This is a genomic window from Bacillus cereus group sp. BfR-BA-01331, from assembly GCF_022663915.1.
Classification (GTDB): Bacteria; Bacillota; Bacilli; order Bacillales; family Bacillaceae_G; genus Bacillus_A; species Bacillus_A mycoides.
On the sequence record NZ_JAKUGJ010000067.1, the window covers coordinates 1 to 6,070 of the forward strand.

Genomic DNA, 6,070 nt, shown 5'->3' on the forward strand with positions numbered 1-6,070 from the left:
AATCATTTTTCCGCTGGATTTAGCTGAATTTGAACGTTTCCGTATTGTTTGGCACAACATCCAATGCGTTGTTCAATCAGTTATTCACAGCTATAATTGCCGATGCTTTGTTGAAATTTCTTCGTGCACAAGGCCAAAAGAAAAAATAAACGCTTGTCATTTGCAGGTTTCACACGCCTGTTTCTTTGTGAAGCCTTGTCAATTGAGTGGCAAATTAGTTTGAAAGAAACACTTGAATTCTACAGGTCGATAAATCAAGAAACTGTATTACTTTGGTTAATCAACATACGTGTTAATTTATAGTATAATAATTGCTTGAAATAATGCGGTGGAAAACAGGGAAAAGAGGGAACCGATGCCTACTATACTAGTTGCTGACGACGATGCGAACATTCGCGAACTCGTCTGTTTATTTCTACGCAACGACGGATTCGCAACAGCTGAAGCAGCGGACGGCAAGGAAGCACTGGCCGTCTACATCTCAACGAATGTCGATCTTGTCGTACTTGACATTATGATGCCGATTATGGATGGTTGGACGTTAAGCAAGGAGCTCCGAAGAGCCAATCCTGATCTACCTTTACTTATGCTGACTGCGAGAGGAGAAACATGGGAGAAAGTGAAAGGTTTCGAACTTGGGACGGACGATTATTTAACCAAACCATTCGATCCGTTAGAGTTGACGGTTCGTGTTAGGGCACTACTCAAACGATACAAGATTGGCTCCACGCAGACGATCCATTTAGGGAACGTCATCCTTGATCGACAGACCTATAAGGTGATGAAAGGGACGGAGTCGCTTACGTTGCCGCTAAAGGAGTTCGAATTGCTGTATAAGCTCGCTGGAACACCCGGACAAGTCTATACGCGCGTGCAGTTGATCGATCAGATTTGGGGTATCGATTACGCCGGAGATGATCGAACGGTAGACGTACATATTAAACGGCTGCGTGAACGGTTCGCGACAACACCCGATTTTCGGATCGAAACGGTGCGCGGGCTTGGGTATCGGCTTGAGGTTTATGAATGATCAGATCCTTATATATACGTGTTGTCCTGACATTTTTAGTCTCCATCATCGGGGGCACGATCATTTCTTTTTTTGTGTCAACTTGGATATTCGAAGATAAATTGAACGAAAACGCTCAAATCAACTCACGTAACTTTGGCCAAGACATCGTCCGGATTTACAAGACCTTTCCGTTACGTGAAGCGGACTTGTTCGTAAGTGAAATGAAGCAGCTCGATTCTTATTATATTCGAATTTACGAAGCAACGGGTCAGTTCAAGTCTTACGGTAAACTTCACGGACACAAACCTGCGCCTGTGACGATGGAGCAACTAAAGAAAGTATTAGATGGAGGTGTTGTTCAGGACACTCCTAATGGTATTGCCACGGTCCTCTTAGGGTTGCCGTTGAAAACGGAAATGGGAACGAAAGCGATATTTTTGGAAGCGCTCGCCCCTCCTTCAGCCTCTTTTGTCACAAAGTGGGCATTGGTCTTTGCAACATGTTCGTTGATTGCAGGAAGCTTATTGATTCTAGTTGCCTCTGTATTCCTGGTAAGACCGATAAAAAAGCTGACAAAAGCGACCAAGCGGATAGCATCTGGAGATTTCAACGTCAAGTTGAATATTAAGCAAACGAGTGAGCTGGGTACTTTGGCTCGCAGCTTCGAAGAAATGATGCACGATCTGCAGCAACTTGAGCGGATGCGCAGGGAATTCGTAACGAACGTGTCGCACGAGATTCAGTCTCCGCTCACTTCGATATCCGGTTATGCTCTAGTGCTTAAGCAAGTTGACCTTTCAGAATACGAACGAAGCCGTTATCTTGATATTATCATCGCTGAAGCGAAAAGGATGTCCAAAATGAGCGATAACCTGTTAAAGCTGAGTTTTCTTGAATCGCAGTCAAAGCAACTGCGGCTCGTCACGCTCAGCCTCGATGAACAAATCCGACGGATAATTGTGGCGCTCCAGCCACAATGGTCTGCTCGCGATATACATTTCGAGCTTGATTTACAGACAGTTAAAGTAACGGCTGATCATGACCTGTTAAATCAGGTATGGACGAATATCCTCAGAAATAGCATCAAATTTTCCGAGGATACCGGCGTGATTAACGTAAGCATCAAACAAGATATCAAAAACGTCACAATCCTAATATCCGACACTGGTATTGGTATTCACCTTGACGACCAGAAGCGTATATTCGAGCGTTTTTTTAAGGCCGATCGTTCCCACAGTCGTAAGTATGACGGAAGTGGTATGGGACTCGCTATCGTTAAACAGATCGTGTCGCTTCATCAAGGTGACATCCGAGTGAAAAGTGAACCTGGTCAAGGAACGACCTTCATTGTCACATTGCCAATCACTACACCAACAGATTAGTTAGATTCATTCTCTATGCTACGACTCATATGCAAGCTTACTTGTATATAGAGCCGTAGCATTTTTTTTGGCAGTTCATATTCAGTTCATATTGTCGTCATGGTGAGTACATCTTCATTGGTTAAGTTTTCATTACAGGCACATGAAGGAAGGCAAACTGATCAGGACAGGAGAAGATGACAGTGACACAACAAGAGGAAAAGAAAACGCTAAGTGGAATGAAAATAAAGAAAGTGCGAAACATCTTACTTAAAATCATAGGAGCAATCGTTCTAGCCATTGTACTTTTTTTAGGTATTGTTTATATCGCAAATGTGATGAGTAGTCATTCGGAGCAAAAACGAATAGTGCCCTACGGGCAGCACGTATCTGTAGACGGGAAAAACATGAATGTGTTAATTCAAGGCGAGGGCGAGGAAACAATCGTGCTCCTGCCTGGTTATGGAACAGCTACTCCAGGGCTTGATTTTAAGCTTCTTGTCGATGAATTATCTCCATATTACAAAGTTGTTGTGGTAGAGCCTTTCGGTTATGGATTAAGTGATGAAACTGTAAAAGAGCGAACCACGGAGAATATGGTAAGTGAAGTTCATGAAGCTCTACAGCAGCTTAATATTAACAGATACATGCTCATGGGCCACTCCATTGCAGGCATTTATGGAATTGATTATGTGAATAAATATCCAAACGAGGTGACTGCATTTGTCGGAATCGATAGCAGTGTTGCAACACAACCGGGTATAGATATCAATTTCCCATTAAAAACGTTTGCATATCTCAAAAAATCAGGTCTCTTAAGATTGGCTATGAAAATCAGTGCTGACCCCTATGCTGGACTGGTATTTGATGAAAAAACCGTAGAGCAAATGAAAATGATTTCGAATAAAAACATGTATAATGACACAACCTTGAATGAGATGGACCATATTTCGTCTAATTTTAAAGGGGCTCAAGGTTTAATCTTCCCTAAATATCTTCCACTTCTTCTCTTTGTAGAAGCGAATAATGAAGATGTAGCAGGATGGATACCTCTGCATGAAGGGCAGATCAAAGACTCGGTACATGGAAAAGTAGTAACCATGGATGGATCACATTATTTACACCATACCAAATTCAAAGAAATCGCTGAAAACGTTAGACTATTTATGAAAGAAGTAAAGTAAGTGTTCAGAGAAAGGTTCATTCGTTATTTTATGCATTTGTCTACAGTCTGCAAGACCATCATTTCGATGGTCTTTTTTATGTCCAAACAGTTGTATATTTCCAAACCAAGATTATACTTTCGCCTGAAAGACATTGGGTTTCATTTTCATATTAACTAACGAGGCAGGTGTGCGGCCGAGCCTAGGTCGTATCATATAACGGGTGGGATTCCCGTCGAGTAAGAACTAGCCATTCGCTCGTAGCGAGTCTTGGAGGGCTAAAGGTAACTTTAGTTTTTAAGCGTAGACAGTTAGGTGGCGGATTTGCTTTACTGATCGTTCTATTCATCCTGTTAATCATTATAGGATGTAGTTGTTGGGGCGGCGGTAGCGGCGGATTCGGTTACTAAAAAAAGGGGCACTCATAAGAGTGCCTTTTTTCTCAATATAAGAACTCTAAGAATATGATATTATTTTAATGCAAATTCCCTTTTGTGCAATGAGATAGTAATGCCCAACAAAAAACCCACCTATTTCCGTAGGTGGGCCTTATCTTTATTACACAATATCAAAGTATACGCTCTTTTTCTCGTAAATTTTATGTAATTATACATATTTGTAAAAAATACATAAAATAAATATTACACGTAGTAAAATATAAATTGTGGACAGGTTCTATAAAGCTGATTCTCCGATTAGAAGGCGTAACACATCTCAACCATATAGGTGTGGTGTGGCGTTGCTTTAATCTAGCCAAACAAACGATCTCGATTCTCTTGTATTTGTACACTAACAATCTGTTGAAAATAAATGATTCTGTTTTATAGGACGTGTTTACTTAATGTCCAATACATATTATTAAATTAAAGTGGTTCAAGTCGGAGGAAGGCACCGGCACCTTAGGGTGTCTTTTTTTTATGTAATAATGCATAGAATATTAAATTTAACAGATATTATGATATACTCTCAAGGTGTGATACATACTTTCTTTAAATTGGAAAACTAAACCTTATCTACCCAATTGTGGGGGACGCCTTATGGCGTCTTTTTTTTAGGACCTGCTCAATTCAGGCGTAAAAACATAAGGTAAAGTGAACCCGTTAAAATACATGGAATGAACCCTAGTTTCACCCTCTTATCTAAAGGAGGAAATATTATTATGGGATATGGTGGTAGTTGCGGCGAAGGCTGCGGTTTTGCTGGAGGATTTGCTTTACTTGTTGTATTATTTATTTTATTAATCATTATCGGATGCAGTTGCTTCTGCTAAAAAACTATTGGAAAAGACACTCTTATATGGGTGTCTTTTCTTTATGGGGTCTCACCACATCGCCATCAACTAAAAAAATATATAAAACCCCCAAAAAGGAATTTTATATATTTTCAATTTGAAGAGATCAATTTTCTCGTTTGAGGTATTTGTTTACCTTATCATGAGGACAATAAAGTGTTTTATGCTATATTTTTTGAAATATCAGTAAATTATTTGATGAATTAATAAGTTACTATTAATCTATAAATAGTAACAGTGCAGTAATCCAAAAGAAAAATGCTCAAATCGATAAATAGGGGAGGATTCTAGATGAAGGTAAATCAGAATATTGTTTTAAAAATTATTGGGTTAGAATTTTTATTAATGATTTTTTACACGCTTAACGGGGCCTATCAAACTATTACTAAGCCATCCAGTCCAGTATTACAATTTATTGGACTTGTTCCTTTAGCAGTGGGAATTTTAATATATTTAACAATAAAGAACAAGTGGAAATTCTATTTCTTTGATATTAAGTTAAATAATTCAATGAAGAATACCATTTTATTAAATTCCCCATTAGTGATTGTTCTATTAGTAATACTACTTGGTAATAAAGGATTAAACACAACATCGGTATCTGACTTATTTTTTATGTTTATCATGCAATTTTTTGTTGTTGCATTTATTGAGGAAATCTTTTTTCGTGGATTTATGCTCAAAATGTTGTTTTCAAAGGGGATAAAAAAATCAGTTTTGATTTCAAGTTTTTTGTTTGGTCTCACCCATTTATTACAACTAATTGGTGGGCAGTCTATTGAAGATACCATTTTACAAATCATATATGCATTTTTAGTTGGACTTGTTCTGTCCTTACTTATCGTAAATAAGCAATCAATTATTATCACCATTACTTTCCACACTTTTAATAATTTCTTTAATTTTATGGGGAATGTTCAAGCCTCGTCGCTTTTTGCATATGTTATTATTGCAATTTTATTCTTCTACACCATATATTTATGGAAACGTGCTAATAAAAAAGAGTGTATTCGACAGGAAATAAATATAGCAGTTTGAGTTGTGATATTACCTTTTCAGTATAGAGGGCAGCCTGGTACCGCAATATTACCTTTAAAGGGGCTTGCTGCATGCTCATCAACTTAAGAGATTAATTGTTCCACTTAAAATGAAAAAATACGTTATTCTTTCTGTAGAATTATAGGAAAGGATGGCGTTTTTTTCATTCTAGGGGGCATTTCTTTTTATTAGCTTGATAGCGATG

Annotated in this window: 6 protein-coding genes and 1 pseudogene; all 7 read left to right on the top strand. The window is 38.4% G+C overall.

Annotated features, from left to right (window positions below; translation table 11 throughout):
* Positions 1-223: hypothetical protein (locus tag MR155_RS30420; RefSeq protein ID WP_242312029.1), on the top strand; the 223-nt coding region annotated here is incomplete at its 5' end.
* Positions 224-355: 132 nt separating this feature from the next.
* Positions 356-1,030, top strand: coding sequence for a response regulator transcription factor (locus MR155_RS30425; protein WP_001142154.1), 675 nt, complete (start codon positions 356-358; stop codon positions 1,028-1,030).
* Entirely contained in the window at positions 1,027-2,394 is a 1,368-nt protein-coding gene (locus tag MR155_RS30430; protein WP_242312030.1) for a sensor histidine kinase, read from the top strand. The genes MR155_RS30425 and MR155_RS30430 overlap by 4 nt, the downstream gene beginning before the upstream one ends.
* A 182-nt stretch (positions 2,395-2,576) precedes the next feature.
* On the top strand, positions 2,577-3,557 hold the full coding sequence (locus tag MR155_RS30435) for an alpha/beta hydrolase (RefSeq protein ID WP_242312031.1): 981 nt from the start codon (positions 2,577-2,579) through the stop codon (positions 3,555-3,557).
* Positions 3,558-3,850: 293 nt separating this feature from the next.
* Positions 3,851-3,946: pseudogene (locus MR155_RS30440) on the top strand (YjcZ family sporulation protein); the annotation flags it as partial.
* 749 nt (positions 3,947-4,695) lie between these two features.
* Complete coding sequence (locus MR155_RS30445; protein ID WP_000540371.1) at positions 4,696-4,806, top strand: YjcZ family sporulation protein; 111 nt, start codon at positions 4,696-4,698, stop codon at positions 4,804-4,806.
* Between the two features lie 312 nt (positions 4,807-5,118).
* On the top strand, positions 5,119-5,865 hold the full coding sequence (locus tag MR155_RS30450) for a CPBP family intramembrane glutamic endopeptidase (protein ID WP_002084319.1): 747 nt from the start codon (positions 5,119-5,121) through the stop codon (positions 5,863-5,865).
* Positions 5,866-6,070: the final 205 nt, after the last annotated feature.